This is a genomic window from Pseudomonas sp. P4_D7, from assembly GCF_056401755.1.
In genome coordinates this window covers 56112-71105 of sequence record NZ_JBFUIR010000008.1, presented here as the reverse complement: position 1 = coordinate 71105, position 14994 = coordinate 56112, and the positions used below count along the sequence as shown (strand labels likewise).

Genomic DNA, 14994 nt, shown 5'->3' with positions numbered 1-14994 from the left:
TACGGTACTCCCATGACTTTCGCCACCCTTGGCCTGATCGAACCCTTGCTGCGCTCCCTCGAGACGCTCGGCTACCAGACCCCGACGCCGGTTCAGGCGCAAGCCATTCCGGCCGTGCTGGCCGGTCGTGACTTGATGGCAGCCGCTCAGACCGGCACTGGCAAAACCGCCGGTTTCGCCTTGCCACTGCTGCAGTTGCTGGCCATGGAAGGGCCGAAAGTCGCTGCCAACTCGGCGCGTGCACTGATTCTGGTGCCGACCCGTGAGCTGGCCGAGCAGGTTCATGAGTCTGTGCGTCAGTACGCCGAAAACCTGCCGCTGCGTACCTATGCGGTTTACGGCGGCGTCAGCATCAATCCGCAGATGATGAAGCTGCGCGGCGGCGTCGATGTGCTGGTCGCCACGCCCGGTCGCCTGATCGACCTGTTCCGCCAGAACGCGCTGAAACTCGATCAGTTGCAGACTCTGGTGCTGGATGAAGCCGATCGTATGCTCGACCTGGGCTTCTCCGAAGAACTGGCGAACATTTACCGCATGCTGCCGAAAAAGCGCCAGACCCTGCTGTTTTCCGCAACCTTCTCCGATGACATCCGCCTGCTCGCCGGGCAGATGCTCAACGATCCGCTGACCGTCGAAGTCAGCCCGCGCAACGTCGCGGCCAATACGGTCAAGCAGTGGATCGTCACGGTGGACAAGAAGCGCAAGGCCGAACTGTTCGTGCACCTGATGCGCAAGAACAAGTGGAAGCAGGTGCTGGTGTTCGCCAAGACCCGTAATGGTGTCGATGCGCTGGTGGAAAAACTTCAGGGCCTGGGCGTGAATGCCGACGGTATCCATGGTGATAAACCTCAGGCGACCCGTCAGCGTGCGCTGGACCGTTTTAAACTCAGTGAAGTGCAGATTCTCGTGGCGACTGACGTTGCGGCGCGGGGCCTGGATATCGAAGATCTGCCGCTGGTGATCAACTTCGATCTGCCGATCGTGGCTGAAGACTACATTCACCGTATCGGCCGCACGGGTCGTGCTGGCGCGACGGGCGAAGCGATCTCGCTGGTGTGCGCGGATGAAGTGAACATGTTGTCGGCGATTGAAATGCTGACGCGCCAGACCTTGAAACGCCAGAACGAGCCGGATTTCGAACCGGAGCATCGCGTGCCGGATACCGATGCCAGTGGTCAGGTGATCAAGAAGCCGAAAAAACCGAAGAAGCCGAAGGCTTCCGGTGGTGGCGGCAAGCGTAATCTGGGCAAGTGGGTCGACAGCGGCGAGACGCAGGCGCCGGAGCCTTCGGTCAAGCCTGTGCGTAAAGTGCCGGTGTTTAATACCGGGCCGCGTAAGCGTAAGCCTTAAAGTCAAAAGCCCCTCACCCTAACCCTCTCCCAGGGGGAGAGGGGACTGATTGGGGGATGCTCCCGAAGTACGCCGACCTGATTCTTCTGTTGTGAATCCATAATCGACAGAGTTTCGCCAGACACCTCGGTCGGTTGGCCGAATCCATAATCGACTCGGTGTTTCAGGTCGATGTTGGACGCCAGACACCTCGGTCGGCTCCCTCTCCCTCTGGGACAGGGCTGGGGTGAGGGTTTAGCTTTTCAGCCACTGCACAATTCCCAACCCGGCCGCCCGGCCACTGGCAAAACACCCCGTCAGCAAATAGCCGCCCGTTGGTGCTTCCCAGTCAAGCATCTCGCCCGCGCAGAACACCCCCGGCAACGCCTTGATCATCAAGCGTTCGTCCATCGCCTCGAACGTCACGCCCCCGGCACTGCTGATCGCCTCGTCCAATGGCCGCGTTTTGACCAGCGTCAGCGGCAACGCTTTGATCGCCCGCGCCAACAGCGCCGGATCAGCAAACGTCGCCGCATCAGTCAACTCGCGCAACAACGCCGCTTTCACCCCATCAATCCCGACCTGACTGTGCAGATGCTTGGCCATCGACCGCGAACCGCGTGGTTTGCTCAACGCTGCCTGCAATTTATCCACAGGTCGGCCGGGCAACAGATCAATGTGAACAACCGCCGCGCCATGCTGATTGATCGCTTCACGAATCGGCGCCGACAGCGCATAAATCAGACTGCCTTCAATGCCGGTCGCGGTGATCACGCATTCGCCCAAACGCGGCACATCGTCGTTCAAGCCGATGGCGATATTTTTCAGCGGTGCGCCGGCGAATTTGCTCACCATCAAATCGCTCCAGGCCTGCACCTCGAAGCCGCAATTACTCGGCTGCAACGGCGCCAGTTCTACACCGCGCTGCTCCAGGGCGAGCATCCACGCACCGTCGGAACCGAGGCGCGACCAACTGCCGCCGCCGAGGGCAAGCAGCGTGGCATCGGGTTTGACGGTGATTTCACCTTCCGGGCTGTCGATGCGCAGCGCGCCATGTGCATCCCAACCGAGCCAGCGATGGCGGGTGTGGATAACGACGCCGCTGTCGCGCAGACGTTTGAGCCAGGCGCGCAGTAGCGGGGCCGCTTTCATATCAGTGGGGAACACCCGGCCGGAGCTGCCGACAAAGGTTTCGATGCCCAGGTCGTGAATCCATTTACACAACGCATCGGCATCGAAACCGCGCAGCAGCGGGGCGATTTGCGGGGCGCGCTCGGCGTAGCGTGAAAGGAACGCCGGGTAGGCTTCGGAGTGGGTGATGTTCATGCCGCCGACGCCAGCGAGCAGGAACTTGCGGCCGACCGAGGGCATGCCGTCGTAGAGATCGACGCGGATTCCGGCCTGGCTCAGCACTTCGGCGGCCATCAGGCCGGCGGGGCCACCGCCGATGATGGCGACGTGAGCGGGGGAGGAGGCGGAAGTCTGGGTCATGGCGTGCGCTGCGGTATGGCGGGATAAGGCGCGCATTCTAACAGTCGAGATCTTTTGTAGGAGTGAGCCTGCTCGCGATAGCGGTGTATCAGCCAAGTTAATGTTGAAGGTGCTGACGCTATCGCGAGCAGGCTCACTCCTACAAGGGATTCGGATTGGCTTGAAATGTTGGTTGAAAAATGATCAGTGCGCTGCAGGCCATAACCGGTATGGCCTGCAGTCCCTTTCACTCAGGTTATCCACAGGCCGTTCCACAGCGATTGTGGGTAACGCAGCACAACTCAATGACAACCGTGTGACTGCCAGACCCGTTGCGCGCTGTGATGGAGGATGCCGTGGCGGCGGGCGAGGGCGTGGCGATCCTTGCTGTAGCCGCCGCCAATCACGCCCATCACCGGAATATCGCGCCCCAGGCAATGGCGCATCACGCTTTCGTCGCGGGCGGCGACGCCTTCGTCGGTCAGTTGCAGATAACCGAGGGCATCGTCCTTGTGTACATCGACGCCGGCGTCGTACAGCACCAGGTCCGGTTGATACAGCGGCAGCAGATAGTTGAGCGTGTCGTCGACCACTTTCAAATAATCAGCGTCGCCCATGCCCTTGGGCAGCGGGATGTCCCAGTCACTTTCCGCCTTGCGTGCAGGAAAATTCTTCTCGCAGTGCAGGGAAACGGTAATCGCCTCCGGCGTGTCATGCAGGATTCGCGCGGTGCCGTCGCCCTGATGCACGTCGCAGTCGAAGATCAGCACGCGATTGACCCGGCCGCTTTGCAGCAGGTAATGGCTGATGATCGCCAGGTCATTGAAGATGCAGAAGCCTGCCGGGTAGTCGTAGTGCGCATGGTGGGTGCCGCCGGCCAAGTGGCAGGCCAAGCCATGTTCCAAGGCTTTTTCCGCCGCCAGAATTGAACCGCCGACCGCCCGTACCGTGCGCCGCGCCAAGGCTTCGTTCCACGGCAGACCCAGACGCCGTTGGTCTTCGCGGGACAACTCGCCGCTCATGTAGCGTTCGATATACGCACGGTCATGGGCGAGGGCGAGGATGTCGTTGGGGCAGATCTCGGGCCGCAGCAGATCGGCGTCGCGGGTCAGACCGCTGTCGACCAGGTGATCGCGCAGCAGACGAAACTTGTCCATCGGGAAGCGGTGATCCGCCGGAAACTCGGGGCTGTAGTCTTCGTGGTAGATCAGCGGCAGTGGCATGGCGGTTTCATGTAGGAACGTAGGAAAGAGTGAAGGATCCTACCAGCGATGTAGACTTGCGGCATGGAAACGGAGGGGCATGATGGAGCCGATACTGGAACTTGAAAGCGCGCGCTTGCTGATGCGTCAGTGGCAGGACGAGGATTTGCCGGCATTTGCCGCGATGTGCGCCGATCCTCAGGTGATGCGCTACTTCCCGACACCATTGAGCCGACTGGAAAGCGCTTCGATGATTGGTCGCGTGCGCGGGCATTTCGCCGAGCACGGTTTCGGCTTGTGGGCGCTGGAGCGCAAGGACAGTGGCGAATTTATTGGTTTCACCGGGCTCGGCGTGGTTGGTTTCGATGCACCGTTCACGCCTGCGGTGGAAATCGGCTGGCGCCTGGCCAAGGAACATTGGGGCCTGGGTTACGCCAGCGAAGCAGCGTGGACCGCTCTGCGTTGCGGCTTTGATCGGTTGGCATTGAAGGAAATCGTTTCCTTCACCGCGCAATCCAATTTGCCCTCAGAGAAAGTCATGCAGGCGATCGGCATGCATCACGCCCCGGAAGATGATTTTGATCACCCCAAGCTTGCCGTCGATCATCCGCTAAGACGGCATGTGCTGTACCGCATTACTCGGGAACAATGGCTGCAAACCTTGCATGGATAAGCCGACACGGACGTTTACAATGGCCGCCATATCATTGGCCCGCGCCAGAATCTGAATCGGCCGCCGCAGCCAAGACTGCGCGGCATAGTGCTTTGTGTGAGGAGAGTCTGAATGAGCCAAGTGTTGGAAGATCTGGTCGACTTGCTGACCCTGGAACCGATCGAAGAAAACCTGTTCCGTGGCCGTAGCCAGGATCTGGGTTTCCGTCAGTTGTTCGGTGGCCAGGTGCTCGGCCAGTCGCTGTCGGCGGCCAGTCAGACCGTTGAAGAGGCGCGCCATGTACATTCTATGCACGGCTACTTCCTGCGTCCGGGCGATGCCAAGTTGCCAGTGGTCTACTCGGTTGATCGCGTGCGCGATGGCGGCAGTTTCAGCACTCGCCGCGTCACGGCGATCCAGAAGGGACATCCGATCTTCACCTGCAGCGCTTCGTTTCAATACGACGAGGCAGGCTTCGAGCACCAGAGTCAGATGCCGGTGGTGGTCGGCCCGGAAAATCTGCCGTCGGAGCTGGAATTGACCCAGCAACGCGCGCACCTGATTCCGGAACACATGCGTGAAAAACTGCTGTGCCCGAAACCGATCGAAGTACGCCCGGTCACCGAAAAGGACCCGTACAACCCGCAGCCGGCCGATCCGGTCAAATATGTGTGGTTCCGTGCCGACGGCGCATTGGCCGACATCCCGGCACTGCACAAATACTTGTTGGCGTACGCCTCGGACTTCGGTTTGTTGACCACCTCAATGCTGCCCCACGGCAAATCGGTCTGGCAGAAAGACATGCAGGTCGCCAGCCTTGATCACGCGCTGTGGTTCCACAACGATCTGCGCGCCGATGACTGGTTGCTCTACGCGATGGACAGTCCGTGGGCCGGCAATTCCCGTGGATTCTCTCGTGGCAGCGTGTACAACCGCGCCGGGCAACTGGTCGCTTCGGTGACGCAGGAAGGCCTGATCCGCCATCGCAAGGACTGGGCATGAGTCTGAAAGAGGTCAAGCACTGGGTGTTCGATATGGACGGCACGTTGACCGTCGCCGTGCATGATTTTGCGGCGATTCGCGTGGCGCTGGCGATTCCGCCGGAGGACGACATCCTCACTCATCTCGCGGCATTGCCGGCGGATGAAGCGGCGGCGAAACACGCCTGGCTGCTGGAACACGAAAGGGATCTGGCGCTGGGTTCGACCCCGGCCACCGGAGCGGTGGAGCTGGTGCGTGATCTGCACGCACGCGGTTATCGCCTCGGCATCCTCACCCGCAACGCGCGGGAACTGGCGCATGTGACGCTGCAAGCGATTGGCCTCGCCGACTGCTTTGCGGTGGACGATGTGTTGGGCCGCGATGAAGCGCCGCCGAAGCCGCATCCGGGTGGTTTGCTGAAACTGGCAAACGCCTGGGACGTGCCGGCCAGCGCGATGGTGATGGTCGGTGATTACCGCTTTGATCTGGATTGCGGACGAGCGGCGGGGGCGTGGACGGTTTTGGTTAATCTGTCGGAAAACCCGTGGCCCGAGTTGGCCGATTGGCATGCGAAGGATTGTGTCGAGTTGCGGCGGATGCTTCTGGCCTGAAATCTTTGCTGCCTGAGCTGGCCTCTTCGCGAGCAAGCTCGCTCCCACAGGGAAATGTATTCCAAATGTGGGAGCGAGCTTGCTCGCGAAGAGGGCATAAAATCCGCCAAACAGTTTACTGATCGAACAACGCCTTCTGCCCCTCCGGCGAGGTCAGCATCCCATCGCCGTTATGCCCGACCCCGGGCACTTCAACCAATCGTTGATTCACCCCTTCCGGATGCCGACGCAGCAAATAGCCGAAGTACAACTTCCCACGCTCCAGGCGATACGCACCTTGCGCCTCGGCTTCACAGCGCTTGTCCAACGCTGGATGCTTGGGATCGACGTCCTGCTGTCCAAGCAGATAAATCACCTCGCGTTTGATGTAACTGCTCTCAAGCTGCAACGGCGTTTGCCCACCGGCGTACACCGGCATGTCTGACAGACCGTACTTCCAGCGATTGAATCCCGCGCATTTGGCGTGATCGAACGCTACCGGCCGTTGTTCATTGAAGTAGGCATACGATGACGGGTTGGCCACCACGTAGCGCAAGCGAATGCCGTTGGCCTTCAGCGCAGGCTGATCCTTGGCCAGCAGGGCATAGCGCTGCACCACCTGGCCACCGCCGGAATGACCGAAGATCACGATCTGCTTCACGTCGGGAAACTGTTTGCGGTCGCTGATCCGTCCAACGATCTCATCGAGCGCGGCATAGGAACTCAACGGATTCGGCCCTGTGGATAAGCTGCCGCCCATCCAGTCGTTGCCTTGCCAGCGCAGCAACGTGGCGGGGAGCGAGTACAGCGCGACATCGCTTTCATTGAGGAACTGCGGCGCGATTACCAGCGTGTGGGCACTTTGTCCCGCCAGCTCGGCGGCGCTCTCCGCGCTTTTGCGATAGGTTTCCGAGTTGCGCAACCGGCCATGAATGACGATCAGCACCCGTTCGATCTTCTCCGGCGCAGGACCAATGCCGACCGCCATTTCCCCGGCCTTGAGTTGCAAACGACCGGGGCTGATCGCATCGACACCGGCGGCTTGCGCAGTGCTGCCAACGATCAGTAACGCCAAAAGCCATTTATGCATTTACAGGTTTTTCGCCGCGAAGGTGTCGCACTGGCCGACCTGGCCCTGCGCGAATCCGGTTTTGAACCAGCGCACCCTTTGCGCCGACGTACCGTGGGTAAACGAGTCCGGCACCACACGGCCCTGACCCTGTTGTTGCAGGCGATCATCACCGATGGCGTTGGCCGCATTCAAGGCCTCTTCGATATCGCCCGGTTCCAGCCAGTTCAAACGCTTCTGCGCACTGTAGGCCCAGACGCCGGCGAGGCAGTCGGCCTGCAATTCCTGACGCACCAGCAAACCGCCGTCGCCTTCCATCTGCCGACCTTGCTGGCGAGCTGTCTGAATTTTCGCCGAGACGCCGAGAAGCGTCTGCACATGGTGTCCGACTTCATGCGCGATCACGTAGGCCTGGGCGAAGTCGCCGGCCGCTTTGAAGCGTTGCGACATTTCCTGGAAGAACGCCATGTCCAGGTAGACCTTCTGGTCCGCCGGGCAATAGAACGGGCCAGTGGCCGAGGTCGCCAGACCGCAGGCGGAATTGACCCGATTGCTGAACAGCACCAAGGTCGGGTCCTTATATTGGCGCCCGGCCTGTTGGAAAATCGCGCCCCAGGTGTCTTCGGTGTCACCAAGGATCGAACGGACGAATTCGGCCTGTTCATCATTGGCCGGCGGTGCCTGGCGGGTTTGCGAAGTAGGTGCAGATTGTTGTGTGGATTGCCCGGCGAGCTGGCCGAGGATCTGCATTGGGTCCTGCCCGGTGATCCAGCCAATGCCGACGATCAGCAGAATCGCCCCCAGGCTCAGGCCTTTGCCGCCACCGAAGCGCATGCCGCCACCGCCGGCATCATCACCACGGGCATCGACGACGTTGTCACTGCGTCGGCCTTTTTTCCATAGCATGTGGGAATCCTCTGTGTGTATCGGGTGGTGATGAGTGTTGCTGTTGTGTGAGTGTGGCGCCAGTCCGGTCGTCCGTCTATTGGCCACACGCAAACAGGCCCGGCCTCGTGCTGACGAGGTCGGGCCTGTTATTGACGGTCTGGCGCGCGGCAAATTCAATCCCGCGCAGGATTTCTATCGCTGGATTATCAATCAGCGATCAAAGGCATCCCACTCCGGGGCGAAATCCGGGCTGACCTGACGTTGGTTTTTCGGCAGTGCTGCAATCAATGCGCGGTCTTCATCATCCAGTTCAACTTTCAGCGATGCGAGGTTGGCCAGTTGATTGGCCCGGCTGCTGGCCTTGGGAATCGCCGCGACGTTGGGCTGATCCAGCAGCCATTTCAGTGCGACCTGAGTCGGCAGCACGCCGTGCTTTTCGGCGATCTGTTGAATCTGCGGGATGTCTGAGACCTTGTTGCGCGCCAGCGGGGTGTAGGCCGTTAGTGCCATGTCGTGTTGACGGGCGTAGTCGAGCAGGGCGTTTTGGCCGAGCAGGACGTGGTATTCGACCTGAATCGCTGACAGAGCAATCCCATAGTCTTCGACGACTTTGCGCAGCAATGGCAGCGGAAAATTCGCCACGCCGATGTTGCGTGCCAGCCCCTGTTTTTTGAACGAAGCCAATGTCTCGAGGGTGCGTGGCAGGTCCCAGTCGGTGCTCGGCCAGTGGATCATGAACAAGTCGACGTAGTCGCTGCGCAACGCGGTAAGGCTGCGGTCCATGGAATGACGCATCGCGTCGGGTTGTAGCTGATCCCACCAGACTTTGGTGGTGACGTGAATTTGCTCGCGCGGTGTCGGGGTATTCGCCAGTGCTTGTCCGACGGCTTCCTCGTTGTTGTAGGCCGCCGCTGTGTCGATGTGTCGATATCCCAATTCCAGCGCTTGCTCCACGGCGCGAGTGCATTCGTCGCCGAGCATCGGCCAGGTGCCGAGGCCGAGTTTCGGCATGTTCAAACCTTGGGCATTAACGATGTGCTGCATGGTCGATCTCCTGTTCGAAAGCAGTCATGCCGGCGATATGCCGGGCGGCGATGTAACCGAAAGTCAGCGCCGGGCCGATGTTGATACCGCCCGCCGGGTAGTGGCCGCCCATGATGCTGGCCATGTCGCCACCGGCTGCGTAGAGGCCGGCGATGGGCTGTTCGTGGGCATCCAGTACTTGCGCGTGCGGGTTGACCTTGAGCCCGGCGAAGGTGCCGAAGCAGCCCGGCTGGACTTTCACGGCGTAGAACGGGCCAGTGTCTATTGGGGCAACGCAGGGGTTGGGAAGGTTCGCCGGATCACCCTGTTTGCGGTTGTAGGGTGTTGCTCCGCGACCGAACAACGGGTCTTCGCCGTGACGGGCATGGCGGTTGTAATCGTCGACGGTGTGGCGCAATCCGCTCGGATCGATGCCGCAGGCGCGGGCCAATTCTTCAATACTGTTGCCGCTTTTCAGATAGCCGCTGCGGATAAAATCTGACACTGGCAGCGGAAATGGCCGCGATATGCCCAGTCCATAACGCCGTTGAAAGGCGCGCGTGCAGATCAGCCATGAGGCGACTTCTTCACCTTCCGGCGCAGCAGCGACCATGGCGCTGACGTAGTCGTAATAACCGTTGGCTTCGTTGACGAACCGTTGGCCGTTACTCAGTACACCGATGACTCCGGGTTTTCCGCGCTCAATGATGTGTGGGAAATGGCCGATGCTGCCGTCGGAATGTGGCACTTGCGACACCGGCGCCCACGCCACGGGCGAAGCCACATCGGCATTGACCCGCGCGCCGACGCTTTCGCCCAGGCGCAAACCATCGCCGTCGACGGCCAGCGGCGGCAGCGCCCAATGCTCGTGACCGGTCGGCGTGCGCGGGAACAGGGCTTTGCGCCGCTCGATGTCATTGGCAAAACCACCGGCGGCGAGCACTACGGCTTTGCGTGCATGAATGCGGATCGGGCCTTTGTCTGTGTTGACCACAGCGCCCGAGACGCGAGCGCCTTCACGCAGCAACGCTGTCACGGGTGCCGATTCCCAGAGCAACACGCCGATGTCTTCGGCGGATTTTGCCAATCGTGCAATCAACGCCACGCCATTGACCAATTGCATGGCCCGGCCATGGATCGCGAGATCTAGCAAATGTCGGGTAAAGCGCCGGGTGACATGCCATGCGGCTTTCAGTGAACGGGTCAGATTGAGGAACGCCGACAGATCGGCGCCGGCCATGATCGGCATGCCCATGAAGGACGTTTCGCGCATCGTTGTACGAAGGCGCTTGAGCAAGCGTCCGACCTTGCGTCCATCGTAAGGCGCGGCGATGACCGAGCGGCCACCAGTGCCAGCGCCCGGCGTGTCGCCATGAATGTCGGCAATGGCATTGCCATCGGCAAATTGCAGCACAGTGTGTTGCTCGAAAAAAGCGACCATGCGCGGTCCCGCTTCAAGGAAAGCGTCGATCATCGCCGGGTCGAAGTGCTCGCCCAGTTCATGGCGCAAATAGGTGCGCGGTTGTTCGATGTCTTCGATGATCCCGGCCCGACGCGCTAGTGGATTGCACGGCACCCACGCCCAGCCACCGGACCAGGCAGTGGCGCCACCGAAAACCGGATCTTTCTCGACAACGATGACTTTCAAACCATGCCACGCGGCAGTCACGGCGGCCGATAAACCGGCGGCACCGGAACCGACGACCAATACGTCGCAGTCGATATCAGGATGTTCGGCAGACATCAAACAACGCTCCGGCAGTAAGTTTTTTTTGGAATTTGATTCCAGAAAATAACCAGTGTCGCGACGACTCTACAAGCCTTGAGCCTATAAAATGGGCGGTTATCGAACAGCCGGTTCCAGATTTCGCTTTGCCGCCAATGTCTTCTAGAATCGGCAAAATTTCTTTGGACGTCTCCATGGCCGGCAGTCAAATCGAACGGGTTTTCAGCGTGCTGGAAAGCCTCACCAGTGATCCACGCGGGCTGCCGATGCAGACGCTCGCCGAGCAGCTGGATATCCCCAAGAGTGCAACACACCGCTTGCTCGCCGAGCTGATTCGGTTGGGCTACGTACGGCAGAATGCGGAAACGTTGCGCTATCACTTGTCGACCAAACTGGTCGCTATGGGCTTTCAATACCTGTCGAGCTGCGGTGCCGATATCGTCCAGCCGGTACTCGACCGACTGGCGCAGGAAACCGGCGAACTGGTGCGTCTGGGCGTGATCGATGGCGAGCGCCAGACCTGGATCGCCAAGGCACAAGGCGCGCGCACCGGTCTGCGTTACGACCCGGACATGGGCCGCGACGCGCCGCTGTTCTACACCGCGTCGGGGCATGCGTGGCTGGCGTGCATGAGCGACGCCGAGGCGTTGTCACTGGTCGAGCGGCAGGCGGCGGAGGTGCCGGTGGGGATCGGGCCGAATGCGCCGCGTTCAAATATCGAGTTGCTGGAACGGCTGCGTCTGGCTCGTGAGCAGGGTTATGCCTGTGTCGAAGAAAGTTCGGCAGTGGGGACTTCAGCGATTGCGGCGGTGGTGAGGCATCCAACGGATGGTCGGGTGATCGGTGTACTGAGTATTGCCGGTCCCAGTGCGCGGATGCCGGGGGCGCGGTTGCATGAGCTGGCACCGCTGTTGCTGACCTTCACCGAAGAATTATCAGCAGCAAGCCTGGCCTCAGCGTTAACGGCGACTGACACTCCGCTATCGCGAGCAGGCTCACTCCTACAGGGGATTTTTGTTGTTCACGAAGTTGTGCGGTGTTCGCACGGTTTTAGGATGGATGGGTGTTTGATTCTGGAACTCGGTTCTAAATTGTTGCTGGAGTGATATTCCAACAACAATCACAAAAGGACCGTACCTTGAATTCGCCCCTTCGAATCGCCCTGATCGGCGCCGGCAACATGGGCCAGCAACATTATCGGCATCTGCAAACCCTCAACGAAGCAACGCTGTGCGCGGTGGCGGATCCCGGGTCGCAAGCAGCAGGGCTTGCGGCGGAATGGGGTGTAAGGCATTTCGCTGATCATCGTCAGATGCTGGAGCAAATCCGGCCAGACGCGGTGATCGTCGCCAATCCGAATAATCAACACGTCAGCACGGCGCTCGATTGTCTGGCGGCGGGTGTGCCGGTGCTTCTGGAGAAGCCGGTCGGCGTGCACCTGGATGAAGTGCGCGAACTGGTTGCGGCGATCAAAAGCAGCGGCGTGCCGGTGCTGGTCGGCCATCATCGGCGCCACAATCCGCTGATCGTTCGCGCTCATGAGCTGGTGCAGAGCGGGGCGCTTGGACGGCTGATCACGGTGACTGCACTGTTCCAGTTGCGCAAACCGGACAGTTATTTCGAGATCCCGTGGCGCCGTGAACCGGGCGCCGGGATGTTGCTGACCAACCTGATTCACGACCTCGATCTATTACGGCATCTGTGCGGTGAAGTACGCTCGGTGCAAGCGATCACCGACAACGCCGTGCGCGGTTTCGCCAACGAAGACAGTGCGGCGGTGTTGCTGCGATTCGAAGGCGGCACACTGGGCACATTGAGCGGTTCCGACGCGGTCGCCGCGCCGTGGAGTTGGGAGCTGGATTCCGGCGAGAACCCGGCGTATCCACGTCATGCGGATCAGCCGTGCTATCTGCTGGCCGGAACCGCCGGAGCGTTGAGCATTCCGCAGCTCAAGCGTTGGCACTATGCCGCTGAGCAGTTCGACGCCGGTTGGCATGAGCCCTTGTTGATGGTCGAAGAATCCTACGGCGGTGACGACGCTTTACGCTTGCAGTTACTGCATTTCGTACGCGTGGCGCGGCATGAAGTCGAGCCGCTGGTGAGTGCGGCCGACGCTGCGCGCACTTTGGCGCTGATCGAAGCGATTCGCGAGGCCGCCGCCACCGGCCGTGCCTGCACCCCTGCACTGATTGAGGCTTGAACATGAGCGAACGAATCCTGTCTCTGGCCAGCCTCACTGTGCTGGAGTTGTCGCCACCGCAAATGGTCGAAGTGGCGGCACGTGCTGGTTACAGCCATGTCGGCCTGCGCCTGGAACCGGCGACGCCCGAGGAGCATCATTTCCCTTTGGTCGCCGATGCTGAATTGCGCCGTCAGACTTTGCAGCGGCTGCGCGACACCGGCATCCGCGTGCTCGACGTGGAAATCCTGCGTCTGAAGCCGCAAACCGACGTCGCCGATTTCGAGAAACTTCTTACGGTCGGTGCGGAATTTGGCGCTACCGAATTGCTGGTCGCCGGTAACGATCCTGACGAACAGCGGCTCACCGATAACTTTGCGGCGCTTTGCGATCTGGCCGCGCCTTACGGGCTGCACCCGCATCTGGAGTTCATGCCTTGGACTGATGCGCGCAACCTCGAACAAGCGCTGCGAATGGTCGAAAACGCTGATCGGGAAAACGCTGCGGTGCTGGTCGATGCGTTCCACTTTGATCGTTCGGCGTCACGCTTGGAGGATCTGGCTGGAGTGCCAGTGTCGCGTCTGCGTTATGCGCAATTATGTGATGTAGCGGGGCCGAGGCCGTCAGACATGGCCGAGATCTTGCGTCAGGCGCGCAACGAGCGGCGGTTTCCCGGCGAGGGTGATTGTGATCTGCTCGGGTTGCTGCGAGCGCTGCCGACTAATATTCCACTGAGTCTGGAAATTCCCACGGTAAAACTGCTGGAGCAGGGCGTGAGCGGATTGGAGCGAGCGCAGATGGCGATCGACAGGACGCGGGAATTGTTGGCGCGACTGTGAGTCTTTTTTGTGGCGAGGGAGCTTGCTCCCAGTGGACTGCGTAGCCGTCCCGAATCGGTAACCGCTGCGCGATCTCCTTCGCCACCGTATTGTTGTTCAAACAGAGATAACCAATGACTGTCAGCACCCCGCTCTCCGGTGTCAACCAACCCTTCAAGGGGATCTTGCTGATTGTCGTGGCAACCTTCCTGTTCTCCAGTCACGACGCATTGTCGAAATACCTGTCCGGTTTTTATCCGATCGTGATGGTGGTCTGGGCGCGCTATCTGGTGCACACACTGCTGATGGCGGGGATTTTTCTGCCGCAATCCGGGTTGCGTGTGCTGCGCACCAAGAAGCCGCTATGGCAATTGGTTCGGGCACTGTGCCTGCTCGGCACCAGCCTGTTCTTCACCACCGCGTTGTTGTACATCCCGTTGGCGGAGGCCACGGCGGTCAACTTTCTTGCGCCAGTGTTGGTGACCGCATTGTCGGTGCCGCTGCTCAAGGAGCGAGTGACCCGAGGTCAATGGATCGCGGTGATCTGCGGCTTTATCGGCGTGCTGATCATCGTCCATCCCGGCGGTGAGTTGTTCACTCCGGCGGTGTTGCTGCCGTTCTGCTCGGCGCTGTTTTTCTGCTTTTATCAACTGCTGACCCGCAAGCTCGCCGAGGTGGACAGCCCGACCACCAGCAACTTTTTCGCCGGGTTATGCAACACGCTGGTGATGAGTGCACTGGTGCCGTTCTTCTGGCAGGTGCCGACGTTGACCCATGCCGGGTTGATGCTGGCGCTGGGCAGTTGCGGGATGACCGCGCATTTGTTTCTGACCCAGGCGTTCCGCCATGCCGCTCCGGCACTGCTGGCGCCGTTCGGTTATTGCCAGATTGTGTTTGCCGGGTTGTTGGGCTGGCTGCTGTTCAATCACACGCCGAGTCTGCTGACGATCATTGGTATCGCGGTGATCTGTTGCAGCGGACTGGCGGCAGCGTGGCAGCAGAGCCGCCGTTGAGCTGACAACACAAGAAACTGTGGGAGCGAGCTTGCTCGCGAAAGCGGTATGTCA

The 14994-nt window shown here is 60.4% G+C and carries 13 protein-coding genes and 1 pseudogene; 8 read left to right on the top strand and 6 right to left on the bottom strand.

The window, feature by feature from the left end; translation table 11 throughout:
* The first annotated feature begins 12 nt into the window (after positions 1-12).
* Positions 13-1350, top strand: a complete 1338-nt coding sequence (locus AC1DVF_RS08030) for an RNA helicase RhlE1 (protein ID WP_093434676.1) — start codon at positions 13-15, stop codon at positions 1348-1350.
* 234 nt (positions 1351-1584) lie between these two features.
* Here the strand turns inward: AC1DVF_RS08030 and AC1DVF_RS08025 are convergent, their stop codons facing one another.
* Positions 1585-2820, bottom strand: a complete 1236-nt coding sequence (locus AC1DVF_RS08025; protein WP_186624007.1) for a TIGR03862 family flavoprotein — start codon at positions 2818-2820, stop codon at positions 1585-1587.
* Between the two features lie 281 nt (positions 2821-3101).
* Complete coding sequence (locus tag AC1DVF_RS08020) at positions 3102-4022, bottom strand: histone deacetylase family protein (RefSeq protein ID WP_034153803.1); 921 nt, start codon at positions 4020-4022, stop codon at positions 3102-3104.
* An 82-nt stretch (positions 4023-4104) separates the two neighbouring features.
* Between AC1DVF_RS08020 and AC1DVF_RS08015 the strand changes: the two genes are divergently transcribed.
* From AC1DVF_RS08015 to AC1DVF_RS08005, 3 genes are all read left to right on the top strand, one after another.
* A complete protein-coding gene (locus AC1DVF_RS08015) occupies positions 4105-4674 on the top strand; it encodes a GNAT family N-acetyltransferase (protein ID WP_095048748.1) in 570 nt (189 codons plus the stop codon).
* 111 nt (positions 4675-4785) lie between these two features.
* On the top strand, positions 4786-5655 hold the full coding sequence (gene tesB / locus AC1DVF_RS08010; RefSeq protein ID WP_003228466.1) for an acyl-CoA thioesterase II: 870 nt from the start codon (positions 4786-4788) through the stop codon (positions 5653-5655).
* Complete coding sequence (locus AC1DVF_RS08005) at positions 5652-6245, top strand: HAD family hydrolase (RefSeq protein ID WP_477782292.1); 594 nt, start codon at positions 5652-5654, stop codon at positions 6243-6245. The genes tesB and AC1DVF_RS08005 overlap by 4 nt, the downstream gene beginning before the upstream one ends.
* Before the next feature lie 115 nt (positions 6246-6360).
* Here the strand turns inward: AC1DVF_RS08005 and AC1DVF_RS08000 are convergent, their stop codons facing one another.
* The 4 genes from AC1DVF_RS08000 to AC1DVF_RS07985 all read right to left on the bottom strand — a co-directional run bounded on the left by AC1DVF_RS08000 (position 6361) and on the right by AC1DVF_RS07985 (position 10948).
* Positions 6361-7314 (bottom strand): alpha/beta fold hydrolase, encoded by a 954-nt coding sequence (locus AC1DVF_RS08000; protein WP_093434687.1) that lies wholly within the window; start codon positions 7312-7314, stop codon positions 6361-6363.
* Positions 7315-8199 carry a KPN_02809 family neutral zinc metallopeptidase gene (gene ypfJ, locus AC1DVF_RS07995; RefSeq protein ID WP_460089033.1) on the bottom strand — a complete coding sequence of 295 codons (885 nt, stop codon included), beginning with the start codon at positions 8197-8199 and terminating at the stop codon, positions 7315-7317. It abuts the gene before it with no gap.
* A gap of 192 nt (positions 8200-8391) precedes the next feature.
* The gene (locus AC1DVF_RS07990) at positions 8392-9225 is read right to left on the bottom strand and encodes an aldo/keto reductase (RefSeq protein ID WP_460089032.1); all 834 of its coding nucleotides are present in this window, start codon (positions 9223-9225) and stop codon (positions 8392-8394) included.
* Positions 9209-10948 (bottom strand): FAD-dependent oxidoreductase, encoded by a 1740-nt coding sequence (locus AC1DVF_RS07985; protein WP_477782291.1) that lies wholly within the window; start codon positions 10946-10948, stop codon positions 9209-9211. The genes AC1DVF_RS07990 and AC1DVF_RS07985 overlap by 17 nt, the downstream gene beginning before the upstream one ends.
* Positions 10949-11124: 176 nt before the next feature.
* Here AC1DVF_RS07985 and AC1DVF_RS07980 point away from each other — a divergent pair.
* The 4 genes and pseudogenes from AC1DVF_RS07980 to AC1DVF_RS07965 form a co-directional block, all read left to right on the top strand.
* A pseudogene (locus AC1DVF_RS07980) lies at positions 11125-11892 on the top strand (IclR family transcriptional regulator); the annotation flags it as partial.
* A 176-nt stretch (positions 11893-12068) separates the two neighbouring features.
* Positions 12069-13130 (top strand): Gfo/Idh/MocA family protein, encoded by a 1062-nt coding sequence (locus AC1DVF_RS07975; RefSeq protein WP_477782290.1) that lies wholly within the window; start codon positions 12069-12071, stop codon positions 13128-13130.
* Positions 13131-13132: 2 nt separating this feature from the next.
* The gene (locus AC1DVF_RS07970) at positions 13133-13948 is read left to right on the top strand and encodes a sugar phosphate isomerase/epimerase family protein (protein ID WP_320336294.1); all 816 of its coding nucleotides are present in this window, start codon (positions 13133-13135) and stop codon (positions 13946-13948) included.
* A gap of 113 nt (positions 13949-14061) precedes the next feature.
* The gene (locus tag AC1DVF_RS07965; RefSeq protein WP_034153813.1) at positions 14062-14940 is read left to right on the top strand and encodes a DMT family transporter; all 879 of its coding nucleotides are present in this window, start codon (positions 14062-14064) and stop codon (positions 14938-14940) included.
* Positions 14941-14994 lie beyond the last annotated feature (54 nt).

What these genes read in the sequence shown, in the direction of transcription:
- AC1DVF_RS08030 (WP_093434676.1), top strand. Translation starts at nt 13, where the DNA reads ATGACTTTCGCCACCCTTGGCCTGATCGAACCCTTGCTGCGCTCCCTC.
- AC1DVF_RS08025 (WP_186624007.1), bottom strand. Translation starts at nt 2,820, where the DNA reads ATGACCCAGACTTCCGCCTCCTCCCCCGCTCACGTCGCCATCATCGGC.
- AC1DVF_RS08020 (WP_034153803.1), bottom strand. Translation starts at nt 4,022, where the DNA reads ATGCCACTGCCGCTGATCTACCACGAAGACTACAGCCCCGAGTTTCCG.
- AC1DVF_RS08015 (WP_095048748.1), top strand. Translation starts at nt 4,105, where the DNA reads ATGGAGCCGATACTGGAACTTGAAAGCGCGCGCTTGCTGATGCGTCAG.
- tesB (WP_003228466.1), top strand. Translation starts at nt 4,786, where the DNA reads ATGAGCCAAGTGTTGGAAGATCTGGTCGACTTGCTGACCCTGGAACCG.
- AC1DVF_RS08005 (WP_477782292.1), top strand. Translation starts at nt 5,652, where the DNA reads ATGAGTCTGAAAGAGGTCAAGCACTGGGTGTTCGATATGGACGGCACG.
- AC1DVF_RS08000 (WP_093434687.1), bottom strand. Translation starts at nt 7,314, where the DNA reads ATGCATAAATGGCTTTTGGCGTTACTGATCGTTGGCAGCACTGCGCAA.
- ypfJ (WP_460089033.1), bottom strand. Translation starts at nt 8,199, where the DNA reads ATGCTATGGAAAAAAGGCCGACGCAGTGACAACGTCGTCGATGCCCGT.
- AC1DVF_RS07990 (WP_460089032.1), bottom strand. Translation starts at nt 9,225, where the DNA reads ATGCAGCACATCGTTAATGCCCAAGGTTTGAACATGCCGAAACTCGGC.
- AC1DVF_RS07985 (WP_477782291.1), bottom strand. Translation starts at nt 10,948, where the DNA reads ATGTCTGCCGAACATCCTGATATCGACTGCGACGTATTGGTCGTCGGT.
- AC1DVF_RS07970 (WP_320336294.1), top strand. Translation starts at nt 13,133, where the DNA reads ATGAGCGAACGAATCCTGTCTCTGGCCAGCCTCACTGTGCTGGAGTTG.
- AC1DVF_RS07965 (WP_034153813.1), top strand. Translation starts at nt 14,062, where the DNA reads ATGACTGTCAGCACCCCGCTCTCCGGTGTCAACCAACCCTTCAAGGGG.